Raw genomic sequence first — 21,169 nt, 5'->3', positions numbered from 1 at the left:
GGATTCAGCGCCCGGTGAGCGGCGCGGGAATCCGGTGCTGCTTCCAGGCGAGGACCTCCTCGAGCGTCTCGCCCGGGGCAATCTCCGTCCGCTCGAACACGGCGGCGCGGCTGAGCCGGGCCCCCGCGCCCACCTTCACCTCGGCGCCGAGCGACACACTCGCGCCCACGACGACGCCCGCCGCGAGCGACACGCCTCGCTCGAAGAACGCGGGTCCCTCCACTCGCGCGCCGCGCACGTCCGCCTCCGGATGCGCCCACGACGCGCCCGGCCCACGCACCGTCCCCGCCAGCGGCGAGGCCGCGCCCAGCCACTCCAGCCGCACCTGCCCCGCGAGCACGTCACGCACCGTGGCCAGGTAGCGCGACGGCGTGCCCAGGTCGGACCAGTACCCATCCACGCGGACGCCGCGCACCACCTGCCCCGCCGACATCGCGCGCACGTAGACCTCGCGGTTGATGTCCTCGGGCCCCTCGGCCGTCATGAAGTCGAAGATGCGCGCAGACATCACGTGCACGCCGGTGAAGTGCCACGGCGTCAGGCCCTCGCCCCCGGGACCATGGCCCGCGATGCGCTGGACCTGCCCCGCGCCGTCCAGCTCCACCGCCGCGTACTTCTCCCCCTCCGGCATGGGCTGCAGCACCATGGTCGCCAGCGCACCGGACGCCTGGTGCATGGAGACCACGGGCCGCAGGTCCACCGGGTAGAGGATGTCGCCGTTGAAGACGAGGAAGTCCCCGTCGGAGAGGAAGTTCCTCAGGCCCCGGATGCCTCCGCCCGTGCCCTGGATGACGGGCTCGCGCACGACGTGCAGCGGCAGCCCCGCGCGAGCGCACTCCTCGCGCGCCACCGCCTCCATCGTGTCCGGCAGGTGGTGCGTGTTGATGCCCACCGCCGTCACGCCCGCGGCCTTCAGCACCGCCAGGTGGTAGCGCAAGAGCGGCTGCCCCAACAGCGGCAGCGCCGGCTTGGGCCAGGCTTCCGTCAGCGGACGCAGCCGCGTGCCCAGCCCCGCGCAGAGGACCATCGCCTTCATCGTCGCCTCCCCTCCCCCGGTGCCCGACTCAGGCGGCCAGCTCCGGAACGTACTTCGCCACCAGCGCCTGCAACCGCGCGAGCTCCGGACGGTGCCGGAACGCCTCGCGCACGTAGCGCAGCGACGCCGGGATGGACACCAGGAAGCCCGGGTTGCCCTTGAAGCGATTGATGTACTCGAAGCGCCCCGCGTCCTTCAGCTTGCGCTGCACGGTGAGCAAATCGAAGAACGCCTTGAACGCCACCGGGTCGATGCGCTCGCCCGTCTCCTGCTGGAACGTGGCGATGTAGCGGTCCAGCATCGCGTCCACGAACGCGCGGTCCAGCTCCACGTAGCTGTCGCGCAGGAGCGCCACCAGGTCGTACTGGCGCGGGCCCTGGAGCGCGTCCTGGAAGTCGATGACCACCAGCTCGCCCTCCTTCACCATGATGTTGCGGCTCTGGTAGTCGCGGTGCGTGAAGCCTCGGGGCGCGGCGGCCAGCTGCTTGGCGATGTCGCGGAAGCTGGCGTCAAGCTCGGCGCGCTCCTCGGCCGTGGGCTTCTTGCCGCTCCACGCCTCCAGGCCCCACTCGCGGAAGTGGTGCAGCTCCCAGTCGTACAGGTCCTCGTCGAACGCGCGCGTGAAGGCCAGGCAGTCCGGGTCCTGGTGCTTCTCCGCCTGGGCGCGCAGCTTCGCCAGCAGGTCCACCGCGCGGGTGTAGAGCGCCTCGCGGTGCTTGCCGCCCTCCAGCGCGGACTCGAAGGTGATGTCGCTCAGGTCCTCGAGCACCATCATCCCCGCCGGCTCGTCGTAGCGCAGGATTCGCGGCACGCGCACGCCCAGCTTCTCCAGGTAGCGGTGCACGTTGACGAAGGGCAATTCCTTGGGCGGCTCACCCTTGGTGGCCTCCTCGCTCTTCTTCGTCGCGTCCAGCGGCATCTCCATCACCACCCAGCTCTCCGGGGGTGCGCCGACGCGGTAGTACGAGCGGTTGCTCGCGTCTCCCTTCAGCTTCTTGATGGGAGCCTGGGGAACGGGACGGCCAATGGCCTGTCCCACCTGGTCGCGCAGGGCGGCCTCGAGTTCCATATCGACGGGGTTCTCCAAATGGGGGTCTTCGAGAGGAAGATGGCCCGCGAGTATGGGAGGGGCGACTTTCCGCGTCAAAGGCCGGACGCGGCGGATGCCCCCTGGCCGCCCGGCCTGTCACGTACGCGACGGCGCCCACCCGCGTCCGTCGCGGCGCGTCGGAAGGCCGGCCGCCCCCAGACGGAGCAGGCCCGGACAGCGGCCTACCCCCGGGGACGGTGGGAGGAGCACAGCGGGGAAGGCCCCCGGGGAGCACACTGTTGCTCTCCGACGGGGGAGATGGTCTCCCGCTGTCGACCGGGCCGCGCGGGCGGCATATAAGACGCGCCGCGAACCCCCCTTTTTCTGGAAGCCGCGATGGACATCCACGACAACATCCTCACCGCGATTGGCAACACGCCGCTCGTCAAGCTCAACAAGCTCGTCGGTCCCAACGACGCGACGGTGCTCGTGAAGTGCGAGTTCATGAACCCCGGCGCGTCCATCAAGGACCGCATGGCGCTGTACATCATCGAGAAGGCCGAGCGGGAGGGGAAGCTCAAGCCCGGCGGCACCATCGTGGAGAACACGTCCGGCAACACCGGCATGGGCGTGGCGCTGGCGGCGGCGGTGAAGGGCTACAAGTGCATCTTCACCATGCCGGACAAGATGTCCCTGGAGAAGATCAACCGCCTGAAGGCGCTGGGCGCGCAGGTGGTGGTGACGCCGACGAACGTGCCGGCCGAGGACCCGCGCAGCTATTACGAGACGGCCAAGCGCCTGCACCGCGAGACGCCGGGCGCGTTCATGCTGAACCAGTACCACAACCCCGACAACATCGAGGCGCACTACTCCCTCACCGGCCCGGAGATCTTCGAGCAGACGGGCGGCAAGGTGGACTACTTCGTCTCCGGCCTGGGCACGGGCGGGACGATGAGCGGCGCCGGCAAGTTCCTCAAGGAGAAGATCCCCGGCCTGAAGAACGTGGGCGTGGACCCCGAGGGCTCCGTCTACGAGGGCTACTTCAAGACGGGCAAGCTGACCGAGCCGCACGTCTACAAGGTGGAGGGCATCGGCGAGGACATGCTGTGCGGCGCCATGGACTTCAAGGTCGTGGACGACGTGCGCCAGGTCGATGACCGCCAGTGCTTCGTCGCCGCCCGCCGCCTGGCGCGCGAGGAGGGCATCTTCGCGGGTGGCTCCTCCGGCGCCGCGGTGCACGTGGCCGTGCAGCTGGCGAAGGAAGTGGGCAAGGGGAAGACCATCGTCGTGGTGCTGCCCGACTCCGGCAGCAGCTACATCAGCAAGTTCCACTCGGACGAGTGGATGCGCGACAACGGCTTCGCCGAGGACAAGGGCACGGGCACCGTGCGCGACATCCTGGGCAGCAAGCAGCGCGACGTGAAGACGGCGCGCAAGGGCGACCGGGTGGACCAGGTCGTGGAGACGATGCGCGGCCATGGCATCAGCCAGATGCCGGTCGTCACCGAGGACGGCCGCGCGGTGGGCATGGTGCACGAGTACGATTTGCTCAACGCGCTGGTCGCCGGGAAGGTGAAGTTCGCCGACACCATCGACGCCATCGTCGCGCCGCTGCAGGGGGCGCTGTCGCTGGACACGAGCATCGCGCGGCTGCGTGAGGTGTTCGCGCAGGACAACGTGGCCGTCGTGAAGGAGGGCGAGAAGGTGGTCGCCATCGTCACGAAGATCGACCTCATCGACTTCCTGCACCGCACCGCGGCCTGACGCCGCGCCCTCGGGCGCCGACGTCGTTCACACAGAGGGCCTCTCACCGTTCGCCGGTGGGAGGCCCTTCGTGCCTCCAGGCAGGCCTCGTCAGCCGTTGCCGAGGCCGTTGTCGGGAGGCGGCTCGGGCTTGCGCTTCTTGAACTGTCGCTCGGGCGCCTCCCCATCGTCGTCCTCGCCGTCGGGCGGATTCCACCGCAGGGCCAGGGGCGCGTAGCGACACGTCAGGTGCCTGCCCGCGAGCTGGTCCAGCGCCGTCAGCGGACGGCGGCAGTCCGAGCAGCGCTCCTCCTTCCGCTTCCGCTCGCGCTGGGCGTAGACGGACTTCTGGCGGAGCACCTCGACGATGACGCCGTTGTGGTCGCTGTAGGCGTAGGCCTTGCCCTCCAGCTCGGTGAACTTGTCCGTCAGCCCGTGGAAGACGAACGCCGGGTTGGCCTGGGAGTCGTCCTCGTCGAACCCCAACACCTTGCCGTCGCGGACCACCGCCGTCATGTGCGGCGTGCACGCGATGTCGAAGTGCGTCTTGAAGGTGCTGTTCGTGCCGGAGATGCTGAACACGTTGTGCCCGCCGAAGCCGACGAGCTCCTGCTTGTCGTCGAGCACGCTCGACACCCAGTCCTCACCGCCGAGCTGATTCTTGAGGGTGCTCTTGACGAAGTCGCTCGTGGGCTGATTGGTGTCGCCCATCACCAGGTCGAGCTTCTCCTTCGTGGTGACGTTCTTGGCGTTGTTCGCCAGATACTTGATGACCCGCGTGCTGTCCTTGCAGATGGCGTTGGGCGTGTGCACGAACGCCATCAGCCAGCCCATGACCCGCAGGATGACGCAGCGGGCCTGCTCGTCCTTGTTGTCGTTGGACGTGAGCGTGTACGGGAACATCTCGATGTCGCTGTCGCGGAGGTTCAGGTCCTCGCGCAAGAGGACGGTGAAGCGGTGGCGTGAGTCCCCCGTGGGGTTCATCCCCGTGACGACCCGATAGCCCCCCACGGAGCTGACGCCCAGGTCCTTGAGCAGGTCCGTCGTGAAGGCCTCGCCCAACACGATGATGCCCGGCAGGCGCACGCTGGGGAGCTCGCCCCTGGAGCGCGTCCGGTTCATCACGCTCTTCGTGATGGTGTCGATGACGCCCTTCATGAAGCTCAACAGCAGCGCCTTGCCCTCGCCGGGCTCCTTGCGCTCCTTGTCGTAGCGGGACGAGAGGGCCTTCGACTCGACCTGGGTCGCGAACTGGATGGTCGACGAGGGGAAGGTCATCTTCTTCGCGACCAGGTCGTAGACGGGCGTCTGGAAGGTCAGCGTCTGGTTGTTGTCCAGGGGGTAGATCTCCCCCACGTTGGACTGCGCCCCGTGCTTGAACGAGTTGCCCATGAGCGCCGTCCCCAGGGAGTCCTCCTTCTTTCCGGTGGATTCCAGCGACTGGTAGACGATGATCATGTCGTGCTCCCCCCAAGGCCCGTGGCAGGCCAGACCGCGTGAGCCTAGCCGGGCGGTGTCCGCGCGGAAAGGCTGGGGCCGGTAGGGCCATTCATGTCCGAAAACCGCGAGCGTGCGGGCCACGCGGGTGACACTGTCCGGGGCATGGACCTGCTCGACACCGACGCCTGCTACCGCGCGCTCCAGTCGCGGGATGCCCGCTTCGACGGCCGACTCTTCGTCGGGGTGACGTCCACGGGCATCTACTGCCGCCCTGTCTGCCCGGCCCGCACGCCGAGGAAGGAGAACTGCCGGTTCCACGCGTCGGCCGCCGCCGCGCAGGAGGAGGGCTTCCGGCCGTGCCTGCGCTGCCGCCCGGAGACGGCGCCGGACCTGGCCTCGTGGCGGGGCACGTCCAACACCGTGTCGCGCGCGCTCGCGCTCATCGCGGAGGGCGCGCTGGACGGCGGCGAGGCGGGCGTGGACGCGCTGGCGGAGCGGCTGGGCGTGGGAGACCGGCAGCTGCGCCGCCTGTTCAAGCAGCACCTGGGCGCGACGCCGGTGGCCGTGGCGCAGACGCGGCGCGTGCTCTTCGCCAAGCAGCTCATCCAGGAGACGCGCATGCCGCTGTCCCAGGTGGCGCTGGCCTCGGGCTTTGGCAGCATCCGCCGCTTCAACGAGACCTTCCAGGCGCTCTACCAGCGGGCGCCAGGCGCGCTGCGCCGCAAGAGCATGACCGAGGAGCCCGCGGACGCGGGCGTGACGCTGCGGCTGCGCTACCGGCCCCCGTATGACTGGGCCGCGATGCTCGCCTATCTCTCCGCGCGCGCCATCGAGGGCGTGGAGCGAGTGCACGGCGCAAGCTACCAGCGCACCGTGTCCCAGGACGGCGCCGTGGGGACGGTGGAGGTGTCCCACGAGCCGGGGCGCAACAACCTGGTGGTGTGCATCCGCTTCGCGCGCGTGCAATCGCTGCCGGCCATCGTCGCGCGCGTGCGGCGCGTGTTCGACGTGGGCGCGGACATCGAGGCGATTGGCGAGCACCTGTCGAAGGACCCGTTCCTCGCGGGCCTCGTGGCGCAGCGGCCCGGCCTCCGGGCTCCGGGCGCCTGGGACGGGTTCGAGCTGGCGGTGCGCGCCATCCTCGGACAACAGGTCTCGGTGGAGGCGGCGCGCGGGCTCGCGGGGCGACTGGTGGCGCTGTGCTGTGAGGGGCCCGTGGAGGGGTTGCCCTCGGGGCTGACGCGGGTGTTCCCGTCACCGGAGCGCGTGGCCCACGCGGACCTGGGCGCGCTGGGCATGCCGTCCGCGCGCAAGGCGGCCCTCAAGGCCATGGCCGAGGCGGCGCTGGCGGACCCGCTGTTGTTCCAGCCGTTCGGCACCGTCGAGGAGGGCATCGCCCGGCTGCGCTCCATCCGCGGCGTGGGCGAGTGGACCGCGCAGTACATCGCCCTGCGCGCGCTGCGCGAGACGGACGCGTTCCCCGCGAGCGACGTGGCGCTCCTGAGGAGCGCGGCCACGGACGAAGGCGCGCGACCCACGCCCGAGGCGCTGCTGCGACGCGCGGAGCCCTGGCGGCCCTGGCGGGCCTACGCCGCGCAACACCTGTGGGCCGCGGATCCGGGTCCGCGCCCTCGCCTTCCGGAGGTGCGCCATGGCTGAGACGACGGCACGATTCCTCATCGACAGGACGGACACGCCCATCGGCGAGCTGGTCATCATCGCGGACCGCGAGGGCCACCTGCGCGCCGTGGACTGGACGGAGCACGAGGCGCGCATGCTCCAGTTGCTGCGCCTGCACTACGGCGAGAAGGGGTATACGCTGGAGGAGGCGAGCGATCCGGGCGGGCTCACCGCCACGATGCGCGCGTACTTCTCCGGCAAGCTCGACGTCATCGACACGCTGCCCGTGAGGACCGCGGGCACCGACTTCCAGCGCGAGGTGTGGGCCGCGCTGCGCTCGATTCCGTGTGGGAGCACCGTCTCCTACTCGGAGCTCGCGCGCAGAATCGGTCGGCCCGCGGCGGTGCGCGCGGTGGGACTGGCCAATGGAGCGAACCCCGTGGGCATCGTCGTGCCGTGTCATCGCGTGGTGGGCGCCAATGGCTCGCTCACGGGTTATGGAGGTGGCATCCAGCGCAAGCGCTGGTTACTCAGCCACGAGTCCAGGGCCCTGCCCCTCTTGAAATCCTGACGTCGACGCGGGCCCACTCCCCCACACCCCTCGAGGACCACCCCATGCCTGTCGCGCCTCCCGATTCGATTCGAGCCTTCCGCCAGCTGCACGAGGCGGGGCTGTTGTTGCTGGTCAACGCCTGGGACGCGGGCAGCGCGCGCGTCATGGAGAGCCTGGGTGCCAGGGCGCTCGCCACCACGAGCGCGGGGGTGGCGTGGGCCCAGGGGTACCCGGACGGAGACGCGCTGCCGGTGAGCCGGTTGCTCGACACCGTGGCCTCCATCGCGCGCGTGGTGAAGGTGCCGCTGACGGTGGACATGGAGGGCGGTTACTCGGACGACCCGAAGGCGGTGGGTGAGGTGGCGCTCGGCGTGCTCGACGCGGGGGGCGTGGGCATCAACCTGGAGGACGGCTCCGGGAGCGCGGACCTCTTGTGCGCGAAGATTGAAGCGGTGAAGCGCGCGGTGGCCGGGCGCGGGCTGGACCTGTTCATCAACGCGCGCACGGATGTGTTCCTGAAGGGCATCGGTCCGGCGGACAAGCGCGTGGAGGAGACGCTGTCGCGGGCGCGGCGCTACAAGGCGGCGGGCGCGGACGGGCTCTTCGTGCCGGGCTTGAAGACGCCCGCGGAAATCAAGGTCGTGACATCCGAGGCGGGGTTGCCGGTGAACCTCATGGCGATGGCGGGGCTGCCCGCCGCGTCGGAGCTCGCCACGCTCGGCGTGCGTCGCGTCAGCGCCGGCGCCGGCATGGCCCAGTCCATCCTCGGCCGCGTGGCCGCGCTCTCCACGGAGTTCCTGCGAGACGGCGCCGCCGCCCCCGCTCCGGAGGCGGGCATCTCCTATCCGGTGCTCAACAAGCTGATGGCGGAGCGCTGAGCACCGACGCGGGGTGCCCACCCGAGCCCCCGCATGTCAGCACCGGAGCGCGCCCTACTTCGCCTCGGGCCGCCGGGCGAACAGCGCGTTGGCGACCTCCGTCATCACCACCTCGCCGTGCTGGTTGCGCACCTCGAAGCGGAACTTGATGGCGCCCCGGTCCGCCTTGCTGCGCGACGGCGTGGTGGAGAGCACCTCGAAGCGCGCGGTGAGCGCGTCACCGGGACGCACGGGCTTGAGCCAGCGCAGCTCGTCCAGGCCCGGTGAACCCAGGCTCGCGGTCTTGCTCAACAGGTGCTCCACCGCCAGCTTGTGGCAGATGGACGCGGTGTGCCACCCGCTGGCGATGAGTCCTCCGAAGATGCCCTCGCGCCCACCCTCGTCGCTCAGGTGGAAGGGCTGCGGGTCGAACTGCTTCGCGAAGGCGATGATCTCCTCGCGGGAGACCACGTAGGGGCCGGCCTCACTCGCCTCGCCGGGTTGGAAGTCGTCGAAGTAGCGCATGACCTCTTCCATAGGCCGCTCGACGTGCCGCGGCAACGCCTTGCGTCCCCTCCTCGCCCATCACATCGATTGCTCGATTTTCTCATTAAGTGCGCTTCATGACAGACTGGCGGGGCCTCATCCCGACATCACCAAGGAGACACGGATGTTCGCGAAGCTCGAGCGCCAGCGGTCCCTGTTCATGTTGCTGTGCACCCTGCTCGTGGTGGGGCTCGCCGCCCTGTCCACGGGGGAGACCTCCGCCGCGCTCGTCCAGGACATGGGCGAGACGACCTGTGAGGAGACGGTGAGCCTGCCGCCCTCGGACATGACGCTCGCCACCAGCGAGCACTCCAACGCGGCCTGTCGCCCCACGTGCGTGGGCCCGTGCTGGTTCTGTCTGCTGGGTGTCTGTGAAAACCGCTGCATGTAGCCCTGGATTGATTCGTCCGATGTTTCGGCGCGACGCGCTCTGCAGGCTCACGCGCGAGCGCCCGTGGGCAACCGCGGTGGGGCTCATATGAGGAGCCTCTCGCCCCTCCAGTACAACAGGAGGAGCACCGCCGAGGAGTGAGGGGGCGCGGGCCATTCGAAGCCCGCGCCCCTTTAAGGATGGGGAAGGAAGGCCCCGCCCGTCACCTCGAACGCCGCTTCCTGGCCGAGCCCCCCGACACCGCCGTCATCAACCGGTGTCCGAAATGCGGCGCCCTCGCCAGGACCCCCAGCGCCCGACAATGCCGCGCCTGTCCCCACACCGGGCGCGAGACGCGTCACTGCCCCTGGGGCGTATCGTTCACCGGCACCCGGGTAGGACACGGAGAGAACCCATCTCTCCGAGATTACCTGGCGCGTAGGGCGCTAGACTTCGGGCCCTATCTCGCCAGGAGGAATCGAATGGGTGTCAGGACATGGCTGGCCGCGCTGGGCGTCACCTTCGCGGGGCTGGGCTGTGGCTCGGATGGAGCGCGCGGCGCCGAGGGACTCCAGGGGCCGCAGGGCCCTCAAGGTCCCCAGGGGCCGAGTGGCACCGGCTGGGAGGTGGGCGAGGGGCTGGCGTTGGAAGGCAACGTCCTGCGGGTGCGCTACGACGGCGCCAACGCGCCGGTGCCGACCAGCGACCCGAGACTCACGGATGCGCGAGCGCCCCTGGCGGGCAGCGCGCACTACGTGCAGAACACCACCGCCGCGCAGACGGGCTCCTTCGCGCTCACGGGCTCGGGCACCACCCACGGGCAGCTGTCGACGCGCTCGGACCTGCTCGTCGACGCGGCCTCCACCGTCGAGTCGCCGGGTCCGCTGCTCAGGGTGCTGAACACCACGTCGGCGGGCGCGAGCTGGAAGCAGTTCCCGGTCTTCACCGTGGACTCGGCGGGAGGCCTGGTGGCGAGCGGCGAGGTGGACAAGGGGCTATTGCCGGTGTCGGGCGCGGGCACCCGGCTGATGTGGGCGCCGGGCCTCGCGGCGTTCCGCGCGGGCTACACGGAGACGCAGTGGGACGACGGCAGCGTCGGCAACTTCTCCTGGGCGGGTGGCTATCGCTCGCTGGCCAAGGGGGCCGCGTCGTTCGCCATGGGGAAGGACAACGTGGCGCGCGGTGACAGCTCCATCGCGCTGGGCGCAGGGAACACCACCAGCGAGGTGGGCGGCATCGCGATGGGGAGCGGCAACAACGTCACCGGCCTCTCCGCCATCGGGCTCGGCACCGGGAACACGGTCTCGGGTCGCGGCGCGCTGGCGATCGGCGCGAGCGTCCAGGCCACCGGCAACTACAGCTTCGCGCTCGGACAGGATGTGTCGACGAACGGGAAGACGGGCGCGTTCATCTGGGGAGACCGCTCCGGCGTGAGCACGGCCAGCATCGTCAACGACAATCAGTTCATGGTCCGCGCCGCGGGCGGTGTCATGTTCTACACGAGCGCCAACCTGGGCTCGCGCTGCGAGCTGCGCACGAACTCCGCGGGGTGGGAGTGCTCGTCGGACCGGAACCTGAAGGAGGACTTCCGCCAGGTCGACGGCGAGGCGCTGCTGACGAAGGTCGCCAGGCTGCCCATCTCCACCTGGCGCTTCAAGGGCGAGGCGAGCGAGGTGCGTCACCTGGGGCCGGTGGCGCAGGACTTCCATGCGGCGTTCGGCCTGGGCGCGGGGGACAAGACCATCGGCCAGCTGGACATGGACGGCGTCAACCTGGCCGCCATCCAGGCGCTGGAGGTCCGCACGCGCGAGCTGCGAGAGAAGACCGCGGAGGTCGATGCGCTCAAGAGCGAGCTCGCCGAGCTCAAGCGCGGCCTGTCCCGACTGGAAGCCGCCATCCAGGCGAAGGACTCGCGGCACTGATGAGGTGAAGGCTCGCCACGGCGCACGCTCCGCCGTGGCGAGGACTCAGGCGCTACGGGACTTCCTCCGCGCTGAGCACGGGCGGCTCGGGCGCATCGGCCACGTCCTCCAGCCGGTCCGCGGGAGGCAGCGGAGGCCGGGCCCGCAGGCTCTCCGGCATGCGGGCCGGGTCGTCGACGGGACCGGGCACTGTCTCCATCGCTTCGAGCTTCGTCGTCGTCATCCACGTCGTCGGCAGCGTCTTCGTGAGCGTGAGGGTGTCGCGCACGGCGCCCGTGGAGGTGATGAGCCGCGCCGTCAATGTGCCGCCATCCACGATGACGTCCATGAAGCCGTACACCTGGTTGTCGCGCAGTGCCGTCCACGAGGGCTGGCTGCTCGGGAAGGAGCGCAGCGTCGCGCCGCCGCTGCCGACGACGACGTAGGGGATTCCGCGCGTGCCCGACGGCGCCACCGCGTCGCCCTTCATCGGCTTGCTGCGCTCATAGTTGTGGTCATGCCCCGTGAGCACCAGGTCCACGCCGTGCTTCTCGAACATCGGCGCGTAGGCACGGCGCACGGTGAGCTGGGAGCCGTGCTCGCCGCTGGACCAGACCGGGTGGTGGAAGAAGACGACCTTCCACGGAAGCTTGCTCGCCGCCAGGTCCTGCTCGGCCCACGCCTGCTGAGCGGACGCCGAGCACCGGTCCGAGGACGCCATGCCGATGGCGCAGTTGGAGTCGAGCGCCACGAAGTGCACGTTGCCCCAGTCGAACGAGTAGTAGCGCTCGCTCTTGGCGGGGTTGTTCGCCGGCAGGTAGAAGTTGTCGAGGTAGGGCTGGCCCTGGCTCGTCACGTACTCGTGATTGCCCAGCACGGGGAACACCGGCACCTCGCGCAGCAGCGTCGCCATGGGCTTGAACATCCGGTCCTGGAACTCCTGGTCCGTGCCGGAGGCGTAGGCGTTGTCCCCCAGCGCGACGAGGAACTCCCCGCGCCACTCGGGCTTGTTCATCACCGCCATCACCTTCGACTGCGCGGAGCCTCCCGTGCCGAAGTCCCCCATCGTCGTGAAGCGCACGCGCGGCGTCCCCGGAGCCGACGCCGTGCGGAACGTCCGCAGCCCCGTGACGGAGCCGCACGCCTCCACGCTGTACCCATAGGACTGTCCCGGCCGCAGTCCCTCCAGCTTCACCGCGTGACGCCAGCCCGCGACGGTGGCCGTCGCCGTGCGCGCCAGCAGCGAGCCGTCGCCGAAGCGCACGAAGGGCGTACACGACACGCCCGAGCGGAACGCGATGATGGCGCTCGTGGGCCCCACGCTCTGGAGGTACGGCAGGCGCGGCAGCACGGGCCCCGAGTCCGCCGTGGGCGCGGGCGGCACCGTGCGCTCACCACACGCTCGCGCCTCGGTGATGGAGGCCCAGTCGTTCACCGTGTTCCCGTTCACGGTGACGCGCACGTAGCGCGCCTGACGCGCGCTGAACGCATACGTCTGCGCCTGCGTGTTCAGCGCACTGTCTCCCGCGAGGGCCTGGGTGAAGCTCACGCCGTCCACGGACGTGGAGAGGACGAAGTGGTTCTGTCGTTCGTTGCCGCGGTGCCACGCCACGGTGACGCCCGCCACGGACTGCGACGAGCCCAGGTCCATCGTGAGGAACGCGCCCACGCCCGGCCCGCTCCAGCGCGTCGACACGTCATCGTCCTGCGAGTTCGCGGCGACGCTGCCCTCACCGTCATCGCCACTCGCCGTCGCCAGCTGCGTGGTGAGGATGCGGCAGTCGGGCGCCGTCAGCGGAGTCCCGGCGACGTCGGAGGCCTCGGGAGCGGGCGTCTCGACGGGCGCGGACTTGTCGGGAGAAGAGAGGGGCTCGTCACAGCCGGAGACGGCCGAACACAGCACGCCCAGCAGGCAAGCGGAGAGAATCGGTCGGTTGCTCATGGTCGGCCCCAATCGACCCGCACCGCTGAACATTCCGATACCCGACAGTCGCGCATCCTCCCAGGCGGCTGGGCAGCCGAGCGCGAGCCACGGCCGTCAGGGCGCGCACGGACGAAGGGCCTCCATGCGCCCCGAGCAGGGGGAGCAAGGAGGCCCTGGGTCAGCGGCCTGCCAGGTGGAGACGCGGGCTACTTCGCCGCGTCGAGCGCCTGGGCCAGGTCATCGATGAGGTCCCGCGAGTCCTCGATGCCCACGGACAGGCGGATGAAGCCGTCGGCGATGCCGAGCTTCTCGCGCGTCTCCTTGGGCACGGAGGCGTGGGTCATGATGGCCGGGTGCTCGATGAGGGACTCGACGCCGCCGAGCGACTCCGCGCACGCGAAGACCTTCACCGTCTTGAGGAAGGTGCGCGCCGCCTCCAGGCCGCCGTGGATGTCGAACGTCAGCATGCCGCCGAAGCCCGTCATCTGCTGCTTGGCGAGCGCGTGCTGCGGGTGCGTCTCCAGGCCCGGGTACGTCACCTTCTTCACCTTCGGGTGCGTGGCCAGGTACTGGGCCACCTTCATCGCGTTGTGCGCGTGGCGGTCCATGCGGACGTGGAGCGTCTTCACGCCGCGCAGCACGAGGAAGCTGTCGAACGCGCCGGACACGCCGCCCACCGCGTTCTGGAGGAAGTACATCCGCTCGGCCACGTCATCGCGGCTGGTGCAGACGAAGCCGCCCACCACGTCGCTGTGGCCGTTGAGGTACTTGGTGGTGGAGTGCGCCACCACGTCGAAGCCGAGGTCCAGCGGGCGCTGGAAGTACGGCGTCATGAACGTGTTGTCGGCGACGGCGAGGATGTTGTGCTTCTTGGCGACCTGGGCGATGGCGGCCAGGTCGATGAGCTTGAGCATCGGGTTGGTGGGCGTCTCCACCCACACCATCTTCGTCTTCGGGGTAATCGCCTTCTCGAAGGCGCCCGGCTGGGACAGGTCGACGAAGGAGAAGTTCAAGCCGCAGCGCTTGTAGACCTTGTCGAACAGGCGGAAGGTGCCGCCGTACACGTCGTCGGAGACGATGACGTGGTCACCGTGATCCAACATGTGCATCAGCATGTCGGTGCCCGCGAGGCCGGAGGCGAAGGCGGCGCCGTACTTCGCGCCCTCGAGCGCGGCCAGGCAGTCCTGGAGCGCCTTGCGGGTGGGGTTCTGCGTACGGCTGTACTCGTAGCCCTTGTGTTCCCCCGGCCCGTCCTGGACGTAGGTGGAGGTCAGGTAGACGGGGGTCATGATGGCGCCCGTCGTGGGGTCCGGCTCCTGGCCGGCATGAATGGCGAGGGTGTCGAAGCGCATGGCGGGGGGACTAACACAGGCCCCCGGGCCGTGCATCAGCACCTCCGCATTACTCGAACTTCCCGTGCCGCCCGGCCCCCTTCGCGAAGCGGGTGGCCCCCGGGACGGACTCGGACTCCAGCACCTTGACGCCCCGGATGAACTCCTGACGCAGTGCTTCTTCCTGGGAGAGGCCGCCCTGGGCGTAGGCCGAGGCGCGGTCCGCGTTCATGCAGGCCTGGGGGAAGGCGGCCACCTCCCGGGCGAGCGCCTCGGCGGCCTCCCGGGCCTGGCCCTTGGGGACGACGCGGTTGACCAGCCCCATGCCCAGCGCCTCCTGGGCGGACACGGGGCGGCCGGTGAGGATGAGGTCCAGGGCCCGGGACAACCCGATGAGCCGGGGCAGCCGCACGGTGCCTCCGTCGATGAGCGGCACGCCCCAGCGCCGGCAGAAGACGCCGAGCACCGCGTCCTCCTCGACGACGCGCAAATCACACCACAGCGCCAGCTCCAGGCCCCCGGCGACGGCGTGGCCGCTGATGGCCGCGATGACGGGCTTGCCCAGCACCATGCGCGAGGGGCCCATGGGACCGTCGCCGTCCATCTGGAGACGCGGCATGCGGCCTTCGGAGACGGCCTTGAGGTCCGCGCCCGCGCAGAAGGTGCCTCCGTCGCCGTAGAGGACGCCGACTCGCGACTCCGTGTCCGCGTCGAACGCGCGGAAGGCGTCCGCGAGGAGCTGCGCGGTGGCACCGTCCACGGCGTTGCGCACCTCGGGACGGTGGAGGACGACGGTGGTGACGGGGCCGTTCTTCTCGGTGCGCACGCTCATGGCGCGGAGTCTTCTCCGCGCGCTGCCGCACCGCAATCACCTCGGCGCGCGGACGCCCCCTGCGCTCTGCGAGGACGCATTGCGGCGAGGGTGATGGCGCAACCACATGCTCACGACCACAAGGCTTCTGCCTTCGCGGCCCCACCGCCATCACATCGGCGCGTGCGCGTCCTCCCCTCCCCTGTCCGAGGACGCCTCGCGGATGAGCCGCGCCACCGCGCGCAAATCCTCCACGAACGCCTCGCGCTGCCGCTCCCGGGCCTCCGGGTCCGGCGCTCGCAGGATGGACGAGGGGTGCACCGTGGCCACGACGATGGGCGCCCACGCGGAGGGAATCGGCTGCCCTCGCTGCTGCGTCACGCGGAAGTCCTTGCCGAGCAGCGCCTGCGCCGCGGTGGCCCCCAGGCACACGAGGATGTCGGGGCGGAACACCTGTATCTCCGCCTCGAGCCACGGCAGGCACGCGCGCACCTCGGTGGTGTTGGGCTTCGCGTGGATGCGGCGCTTGCCGTCCCCCGTCCACTTGAAGTGCTTCACCGTGTTGGTGACATACGCCTGCGAGCGGTCGATGCCGGCCTCCTCCAGCGCCTCGTCCAGCAGCCTGCCGGACGGCCCCACGAAGGGCCTGCCCTCACGGTCCTCCTGGTCTCCAGGCTGCTCGCCCACCAGCATCACCCTGGGGCCTGGACCGGGCCTCCCCACCGGCTCGCCGAACACGGTCTGCGTCCCCGTCTTCCACAAGGGACACGCCTGACAGCCCGAAGCGGCTTCTCGGAGCTTGTCGTACGTCGGAGACTCAGGGATGAGTGGGGCCGCGGTGGTCTGGACGGAGGGACGCTTGGGCATGGCTGACCCACAAGGTATTCACGGCAACGGCGGCGACGACGCGGCACCCCAGGCGGAGGCCGGCATGTTCGCCAACCGGCTGCGCAAGGGCTCGAAGCACTTCCGCAGGTGGGCTCGCGCCCAGGGGCTGACGGCCTTCCGCGTCTATGACCGGGACATTCCCGAGTACCCCTACGCGGTCGACATCTACGGCGACTGCGTGCACGTCACCGAGTACCCACGCCGCAAGGCCCTCAAGTCCGGCACCGCGGAGACGCAGCGCGAGGAGGTCCTCGCCGCGGTGACCCAGGTGCTCGAGACGCCCGCCGAGCGCGTCTTCGTCAAGACGCACACGCCCCAGCCCTGGGGCCGCGCGCAGTATGGCCGCGTGGGCGAGGGCAGCGGTCGGCTCGTCGTCGAGGAGCGCGGCCTGAAGTTCTGGGTCAACCTGGGCGACTACCTGGACACCGGCCTCTTCATGGACCACCGCGACACACGCCAGCGCGTGCGCGAGGAGGTCCGGGGCAAGCGCTTCCTCAACCTCTTCGCGTACACGGGCGCGTTCACCGTCTACGCCGCCGCCGGCGGCGCCGCGAGCACCGTGACGGTGGACCTGTCCAACACGTACCTCGACTGGGCCGAGGACAACCTGGACCTCAATGGCCTCGCGGACGCGCGCCACGAGCTGGTCCGCGGCGACGCCAAGGCCTGGGTGGAAGCCCAGGCCCGAGGCCCCGAGCGCTTCGACCTCATCGTCTGCGACCCGCCCTCCTTCTCCACGTCGAAGAAGATGACGGGCTCTTTCAACGTGCAGCGCGACCACGTGCGCATGCTGGACGCGCTCCGGACGCTGCTGTCCCCCGGAGGCGTCCTCTACTTCTCCAACAACTTCCTCGGCTTCCAACTGGACGCCAAGGCGACGCGCGGCTGGAAGTCCGTGGAGGAGCTCACGCCCGGCTCCATCCCCGAGGACTTCCAGCGCAAGGACATCCACCGTTGCTGGCGGATGGTGGCGCCCTGACGAAGCGAGGGCGCCACCCGGGACGTCACCTGGCTACAGCCAGCACGCGTTCTCGACGCAGCGCTCGCCCGCGGGGCACTCGCAGTTGGCCACACAGGCCTGGCCACTGCCGCGGTTGACGGGCTTGCACACGCCGTCGGTGCACGCGTGGTTCTCCGGGCACTCGCAGTTGGCGCGGCAGACGTTGCTGGAGCCCGCGTCGGGAGGCGGAGGCGTGGGCGCGCGGCAGGAGCCGTTGGTGCAGACCTGACCGGAGGGGCAGTCGCAGTTGGCGGCGCAGTACGTGCCCGGCCCCGCGTCGGGAGGCGGAGGCGGCGGCTGCGGAGGACGGCAGTAGCCGCTGGTGCAGACCTGACCGGAGGGGCAGTCGCAGTTGGCCATGCACGTCTGGCCCGGCTCCGGCTGCGGCGAGCGGCACTGGCCGTTGGTGCAGACCTGGCCGGAGGGGCAGTCGCAGTTGGCGCGGCACTCACCGCCGTGGGGAATCGGCAGGCAGTAGCCGATCTGGCAGGAGTAGTCCTCGGGGCACTGCGTGGTGGACTCGCACTGCGCCCGGCACTGGCCATCCACGCAGTCCTTGCCCTCCGAGCAGTCGTACGCCGAGCGGCACGCGTTCGGGTCCGGCGGACGCGGGCGACACACGCCCGAGACGCACGCCTCGTCGCCAGAGCAGTTGGAATCCGTCGAGCAGCCGCGCACGCACTGGTTGTTGATGCAGTAGTTGCCCGCGCCGCAGTCCGCGTTCACCCAGCACGTGGGGCCGGGGCCCGCGTCCGTCACGGGACCACCGTCGATACCACCGTCGGGGCGGGAACCGCCGTCGGGGCGCGACCCGCCATCCGGACGAGGACCACCATCGGGAGTGCCCGCATCGGGGCGCGGCGTGGAGGAAGGCGTGCAGAAGCCGCCCTCGCAGCGACCACTGGGGCACTCGCCGTTGCGGACGCAGGGCTGGGCACAGAAGTTGTCGAGGCAGATCTGCGTGCCGGGACACTCGAGCGAGGAGGAACACCGCTGGGTGCCGGAGCCGACGTCTCGACAGTACCCGCCGACGCACTGCTGACCCGAATCACAGTCGGCGTTGGTGGAGCAGTAGCAGAGGTCCTCGTCGTCCATCCAACTGTCGTCGGGCTCGTGGATGATGCAGCCTTGGAGGAAGGCGAACAGCACGAGCAGCGGCGCCAGCAGGCGTCGCAGGGGGTTGTGCCTCATGAGCGGGGACTCCGAGCTACGGGGAACCGGTCCGGCCACCGGGTGGGTTGTCCGGTTTCACCCGCGTTGGACTCCGGGGCGCTGACGGCTGATCAAAAATCTTTTTTGATCGTCCCACGCCGCCGCGGCGACCCAGGGGCACGGAGGTAGTGTGCTGACCTGGACCTTTCACATGGACGGTGGGGTGCTCCTGCAAGGGGGAACCTCGCGGCGGGTCCCGGAGGGAGAGCGTCCAGTGATTCTCCGTGATGCCCAGGCACTGGCGACCGCCGCCTCGCCCGAAGAGCGCCCTGGGCCGGGTCCGGCCATACCTCCCACGTCGGATGAGACGCAGCTGCGGCTGCTCGTGAGCCGGCTCCAGGATGGGGACCTCACCGCCTTCGAGCGTCTGTATGAAATGACGAAGGTGGACGCGGCGCGCACCTTGCGGCACCTGGTGGGCAATCGCGTGGACGTGGAGGACCTGCTCCAGGAGACGTACCTGCGGCTGCTCACGGCGGTGAAGGGCTATCGGGGTGCGTCGCGCTTCCGGACGTTCTTCTATCGGGTGTGCTCGAACGTGGCGCTGTCGCATCTGCGGTGGAAGCGCAGGAGGCCGGAGGACTCGGTCGCGGAGCCTCCGGAGTGCGAGTCTTCGGGCGAGGACCCGGAGGCCGCGGCGCAGCGCAGGCAGGCGGCCCGGCTGGTGGAGCTGGCGCTGGAGCGGCTCAAGCCCAAGAAGCGAATCGTCTTCGTGTACTACGAGCTGTGCGGAATGAGCCCGGACGAAATCGCCGAGGCCGTGGGAAGCTCTCCCAACACCGTCCGCAGCCGGCTGCACCACGCGAGATTGGAGTTCAACGAGGCCATGCAGCGACTGCTCGCCACCCGCCGCCCTGGAGGCCCGTATGGCTCACCCTGAGGCAGGCGCGCTGTGGTCGCTGGCGGCCGACGAGCTGAGCGCCGAGGACTCCGCGCGCATCCGGGCGCATCTGTCCGAGTGCCCCGCGTGCGCCGCTCAGTGGGAGCAGATCCGCACGAGTCGCGCCATGCTGCACGAGGCCCGTCAAGTGGAGCCCGTGGTGCGCTGGGACGCGGTCGGCACGGCCCTCAGAGCCAAGGTCGCCGCGAGCACGGAGGCGAAGCGCACGCGGTGGCCGTGGGCGCGGACCGACGCGACCGCGAGCTCGGGGGCACAACGCACGCGGTGGCCGTGGGTGCGAACCGACGCGACCGCGAGCTCGGGGGCACAACGCTCGCGGTGGCCGTGGGCACGAACCGACGCGACCGCGAGCTCGGGGGCACAACGCTCGCGGTGGCCGTGGGCACGAACCGACGCGGCCGCGAGCACCGGGGCACAGCACGCGCGATGGCCGTGGGCCCTGGCACTCGCGGGGGCCTGTGCGGTGGCGCTCGCGCTCTTCCTCATCAGCATCTCGACGACACGCGGGACGCCCACGAGCGAGGTGCTCGCGGGCAAGGCGACGACGTCGGACGAGGCGCTCGCGGGACGGACGACCGGGCCCGCGGGCACGGGCAAGGAACTCGTAGAGCAGACGAGGTCGACAGACGAGGCGCTCACGGAACAGCCCGGGTCCACGGGCAGCACGACGTCCTCGGAGAGCGCGGTGGAGTCGCTCGCGATGGACGGCAACCCCGCGCGGACCGACAGCGTTCCGGGAGCGGTGCTCAAGGAACAGGGCGGGCAGGAGCGCGAGCTGCGCGCCGGGATGCGATTGCGCTCGGGTGTCGCGGTGAAGACGCCCGCGAAGGCCTCCGCGATGTTGCGGCTCCCGGATGCAAGCCAGGTCCGCGTGTCCGCGGGCTCCGAGGTGGAGCTGTCGAAGGCCGAGCCGAGCGACGTGCACCTCACGGTGCATCAGGGCCGCTTGTCGGTGAAGGCCTCGCACGCCGAGCGGCGCGGCTTCCGCGTGGACGTCGCGGGCCTGCGCGTGTCCGTGGTCGGCACGGTCTTCACCGTGGAGCGCACGGCGCTGGGCGCATCCGTGGCGGTGTCCGAGGGCCGCGTGCGCGTGGAGCTGGAGGGACAGCCCGCGCGCATGGTGGGCGCTGGCGAGCGCGTCGAGCTGCGCTCCCGCGACCAGGCCCTGAAGCAGGAGAAGTTGTCCCAACCGGACCGCGAAGCGCTGGAGGTGTTCGAGCGTCCGACCGAGTCCTCGACCCAGGATGTCGGCACCACGGTGCCCACCGCCGCGAACCCTCCCGCGCGAGCGCAGGACGTGTTGCCCGCGGTGGCCCACGCGCCGCAGGCTCCGAGCACGGTGAAGTCCGCCGTCGCGACGGCGCCGGTGATGAAGGCGCAATCGAAGAAGCTCGTGGTCGCATCCCTCTCGCCTCAACGCGAGAGCCCCCCTGCGCCCGAGCTGCCCGACCCCGTGGCCGTGCCGCCCGACACCGAGGACGCGCCCCAGGCAGAGCCTCCCGCCACCGTCGCCACGACCCAGCCGCCGTCCTCTCCCCTCGACCCGTCGCAGGACTTCGCGCCCTACCCGGCCCCATCGGTGACGGAGCGCATGACGCCGCCACGCGCGCCCGCCACTGCACCCTCGCAGCCCACGAAGGTGGCGGAGGCCACGCCGCCGAAGAAGGATGACCACAATCCCCAGGCGCTCCTGTCAAAGGACGCGGACGAGAGGTTCCTCGGGTATGCGCGGCTCCAGCTCAGTCAGCGCAGCTGTGAGAACTACCTCGCCGGCCTGGAGGAGATCGCCGACAAGAGCCCGCGCAAGAAACACCGCGAACAGGCGCGCTACCTGCGCGCGCGCTGCTTCGAACAGCGACTCCAGGGACAGGACGCGAAGCTCGAGTACCGTCAGTACCTGAAGGAGTTCCCGCGAGGCCGCTACGTGCGCGAGGCGGGCGCGGCCATCCTGCCGTAGCCCCCGCGCACCCGGGGCGCTCCATCACCAAAACCAGACACCCGAGGCG

General features: G+C 70.3%; 18 protein-coding genes. 9 read left to right on the top strand and 9 right to left on the bottom strand.

Features of this window, described 5'->3' with window-relative positions:
* Positions 1–4: 4 nt before the first annotated feature.
* Both AC6JA9_RS12430 and AC6JA9_RS12425 read right to left on the bottom strand, forming a co-directional pair.
* Positions 5–1,036: a nucleotidyltransferase family protein gene (locus AC6JA9_RS12430; RefSeq protein ID WP_497959749.1), complete on the bottom strand. Its 1,032-nt coding sequence runs from the start codon at positions 1,034–1,036 to the stop codon at positions 5–7.
* A 28-nt stretch (positions 1,037–1,064) separates the two neighbouring features.
* Positions 1,065–2,105: an aminoglycoside phosphotransferase family protein gene (locus AC6JA9_RS12425; RefSeq protein WP_497959747.1), complete on the bottom strand. Its 1,041-nt coding sequence runs from the start codon at positions 2,103–2,105 to the stop codon at positions 1,065–1,067.
* A gap of 357 nt (positions 2,106–2,462) precedes the next feature.
* On the opposite strand from AC6JA9_RS12425, the gene AC6JA9_RS12420 reads away from it, so the two are divergent.
* Entirely contained in the window at positions 2,463–3,830 is a 1,368-nt protein-coding gene (locus AC6JA9_RS12420; protein ID WP_223750630.1) for a pyridoxal-phosphate dependent enzyme, read from the top strand.
* Between the two features lie 90 nt (positions 3,831–3,920).
* Here the strand turns inward: AC6JA9_RS12420 and AC6JA9_RS12415 are convergent, their stop codons facing one another.
* The gene (locus tag AC6JA9_RS12415) at positions 3,921–5,267 is read right to left on the bottom strand and encodes a hypothetical protein (RefSeq protein ID WP_483577414.1); all 1,347 of its coding nucleotides are present in this window, start codon (positions 5,265–5,267) and stop codon (positions 3,921–3,923) included.
* Between the two features lie 144 nt (positions 5,268–5,411).
* Between AC6JA9_RS12415 and AC6JA9_RS12410 the strand changes: the two genes are divergently transcribed.
* Genes AC6JA9_RS12410 through AC6JA9_RS12400 form a run of 3 tightly spaced genes read left to right on the top strand, consistent with a single transcriptional unit; the run spans position 5,412 to position 8,300 of the window.
* On the top strand, positions 5,412–6,908 hold the full coding sequence (locus AC6JA9_RS12410) for an AlkA N-terminal domain-containing protein (RefSeq protein WP_223750647.1): 1,497 nt from the start codon (positions 5,412–5,414) through the stop codon (positions 6,906–6,908).
* Positions 6,901–7,440 (top strand): methylated-DNA--[protein]-cysteine S-methyltransferase, encoded by a 540-nt coding sequence (gene ogt, locus AC6JA9_RS12405; RefSeq protein WP_473569541.1) that lies wholly within the window; start codon positions 6,901–6,903, stop codon positions 7,438–7,440. Before AC6JA9_RS12410 ends, ogt begins: the two co-directional genes overlap by 8 nt.
* A gap of 44 nt (positions 7,441–7,484) precedes the next feature.
* Positions 7,485–8,300 (top strand): isocitrate lyase/PEP mutase family protein, encoded by an 816-nt coding sequence (locus AC6JA9_RS12400; protein WP_497959745.1) that lies wholly within the window; start codon positions 7,485–7,487, stop codon positions 8,298–8,300.
* 54 nt (positions 8,301–8,354) lie between these two features.
* Here the strand turns inward: AC6JA9_RS12400 and AC6JA9_RS12395 are convergent, their stop codons facing one another.
* A complete protein-coding gene (locus AC6JA9_RS12395) occupies positions 8,355–8,804 on the bottom strand; it encodes a MaoC family dehydratase (RefSeq protein WP_223750646.1) in 450 nt (149 codons plus the stop codon).
* 145 nt (positions 8,805–8,949) lie between these two features.
* On the opposite strand from AC6JA9_RS12395, the gene AC6JA9_RS12390 reads away from it, so the two are divergent.
* Positions 8,950–9,216 (top strand): hypothetical protein, encoded by a 267-nt coding sequence (locus AC6JA9_RS12390; RefSeq protein ID WP_408891177.1) that lies wholly within the window; start codon positions 8,950–8,952, stop codon positions 9,214–9,216.
* Positions 9,217–9,677: 461 nt separating this feature from the next.
* Positions 9,678–11,117 (top strand): tail fiber domain-containing protein, encoded by a 1,440-nt coding sequence (locus AC6JA9_RS12385; protein ID WP_223750625.1) that lies wholly within the window; start codon positions 9,678–9,680, stop codon positions 11,115–11,117.
* 52 nt (positions 11,118–11,169) lie between these two features.
* On the opposite strand, the gene AC6JA9_RS12380 is transcribed toward AC6JA9_RS12385, so the two are convergent.
* The 4 genes from AC6JA9_RS12380 to AC6JA9_RS12365 all read right to left on the bottom strand — a co-directional run bounded on the left by AC6JA9_RS12380 (position 11,170) and on the right by AC6JA9_RS12365 (position 16,029).
* Positions 11,170–13,038, bottom strand: coding sequence for a metallophosphoesterase (locus AC6JA9_RS12380; protein ID WP_497959743.1), 1,869 nt, complete (start codon positions 13,036–13,038; stop codon positions 11,170–11,172).
* Positions 13,039–13,226: 188 nt separating this feature from the next.
* Entirely contained in the window at positions 13,227–14,372 is a 1,146-nt protein-coding gene (locus AC6JA9_RS12375) for a cystathionine gamma-synthase (protein WP_223750623.1), read from the bottom strand.
* A 49-nt stretch (positions 14,373–14,421) separates the two neighbouring features.
* Positions 14,422–15,183, bottom strand: a complete 762-nt coding sequence (locus tag AC6JA9_RS12370; RefSeq protein ID WP_223750622.1) for a crotonase/enoyl-CoA hydratase family protein — start codon at positions 15,181–15,183, stop codon at positions 14,422–14,424.
* A gap of 150 nt (positions 15,184–15,333) precedes the next feature.
* The gene (locus AC6JA9_RS12365) at positions 15,334–16,029 is read right to left on the bottom strand and encodes a UdgX family uracil-DNA binding protein (RefSeq protein WP_408891181.1); all 696 of its coding nucleotides are present in this window, start codon (positions 16,027–16,029) and stop codon (positions 15,334–15,336) included.
* On the opposite strand from AC6JA9_RS12365, the gene AC6JA9_RS12360 reads away from it, so the two are divergent.
* Positions 16,028–17,029, top strand: a complete 1,002-nt coding sequence (locus AC6JA9_RS12360; protein ID WP_370640424.1) for a class I SAM-dependent methyltransferase — start codon at positions 16,028–16,030, stop codon at positions 17,027–17,029. The two genes, AC6JA9_RS12365 and AC6JA9_RS12360, sit on opposite strands and share 2 nt — an antisense overlap.
* Before the next feature lie 33 nt (positions 17,030–17,062).
* On the opposite strand, the gene AC6JA9_RS12355 is transcribed toward AC6JA9_RS12360, so the two are convergent.
* Positions 17,063–18,241, bottom strand: coding sequence for a DUF7107 domain-containing protein (locus AC6JA9_RS12355; protein WP_473569546.1), 1,179 nt, complete (start codon positions 18,239–18,241; stop codon positions 17,063–17,065).
* Positions 18,242–18,476: 235 nt separating this feature from the next.
* Here AC6JA9_RS12355 and AC6JA9_RS12350 point away from each other — a divergent pair, with 235 nt between their 5' ends.
* Together AC6JA9_RS12350 and AC6JA9_RS12345 are read left to right on the top strand one after the other, a co-directional pair.
* Entirely contained in the window at positions 18,477–19,142 is a 666-nt protein-coding gene (locus tag AC6JA9_RS12350; protein WP_497959741.1) for an RNA polymerase sigma factor, read from the top strand.
* The gene (locus tag AC6JA9_RS12345) at positions 19,129–21,120 is read left to right on the top strand and encodes a FecR domain-containing protein (RefSeq protein ID WP_497959740.1); all 1,992 of its coding nucleotides are present in this window, start codon (positions 19,129–19,131) and stop codon (positions 21,118–21,120) included. Before AC6JA9_RS12350 ends, AC6JA9_RS12345 begins: the two co-directional genes overlap by 14 nt.
* Positions 21,121–21,169 lie beyond the last annotated feature (49 nt).

The organism is Myxococcus sp. MH1, from assembly GCF_059738865.1.
This window is presented reverse-complemented; position numbering and strand designations above follow the sequence as displayed.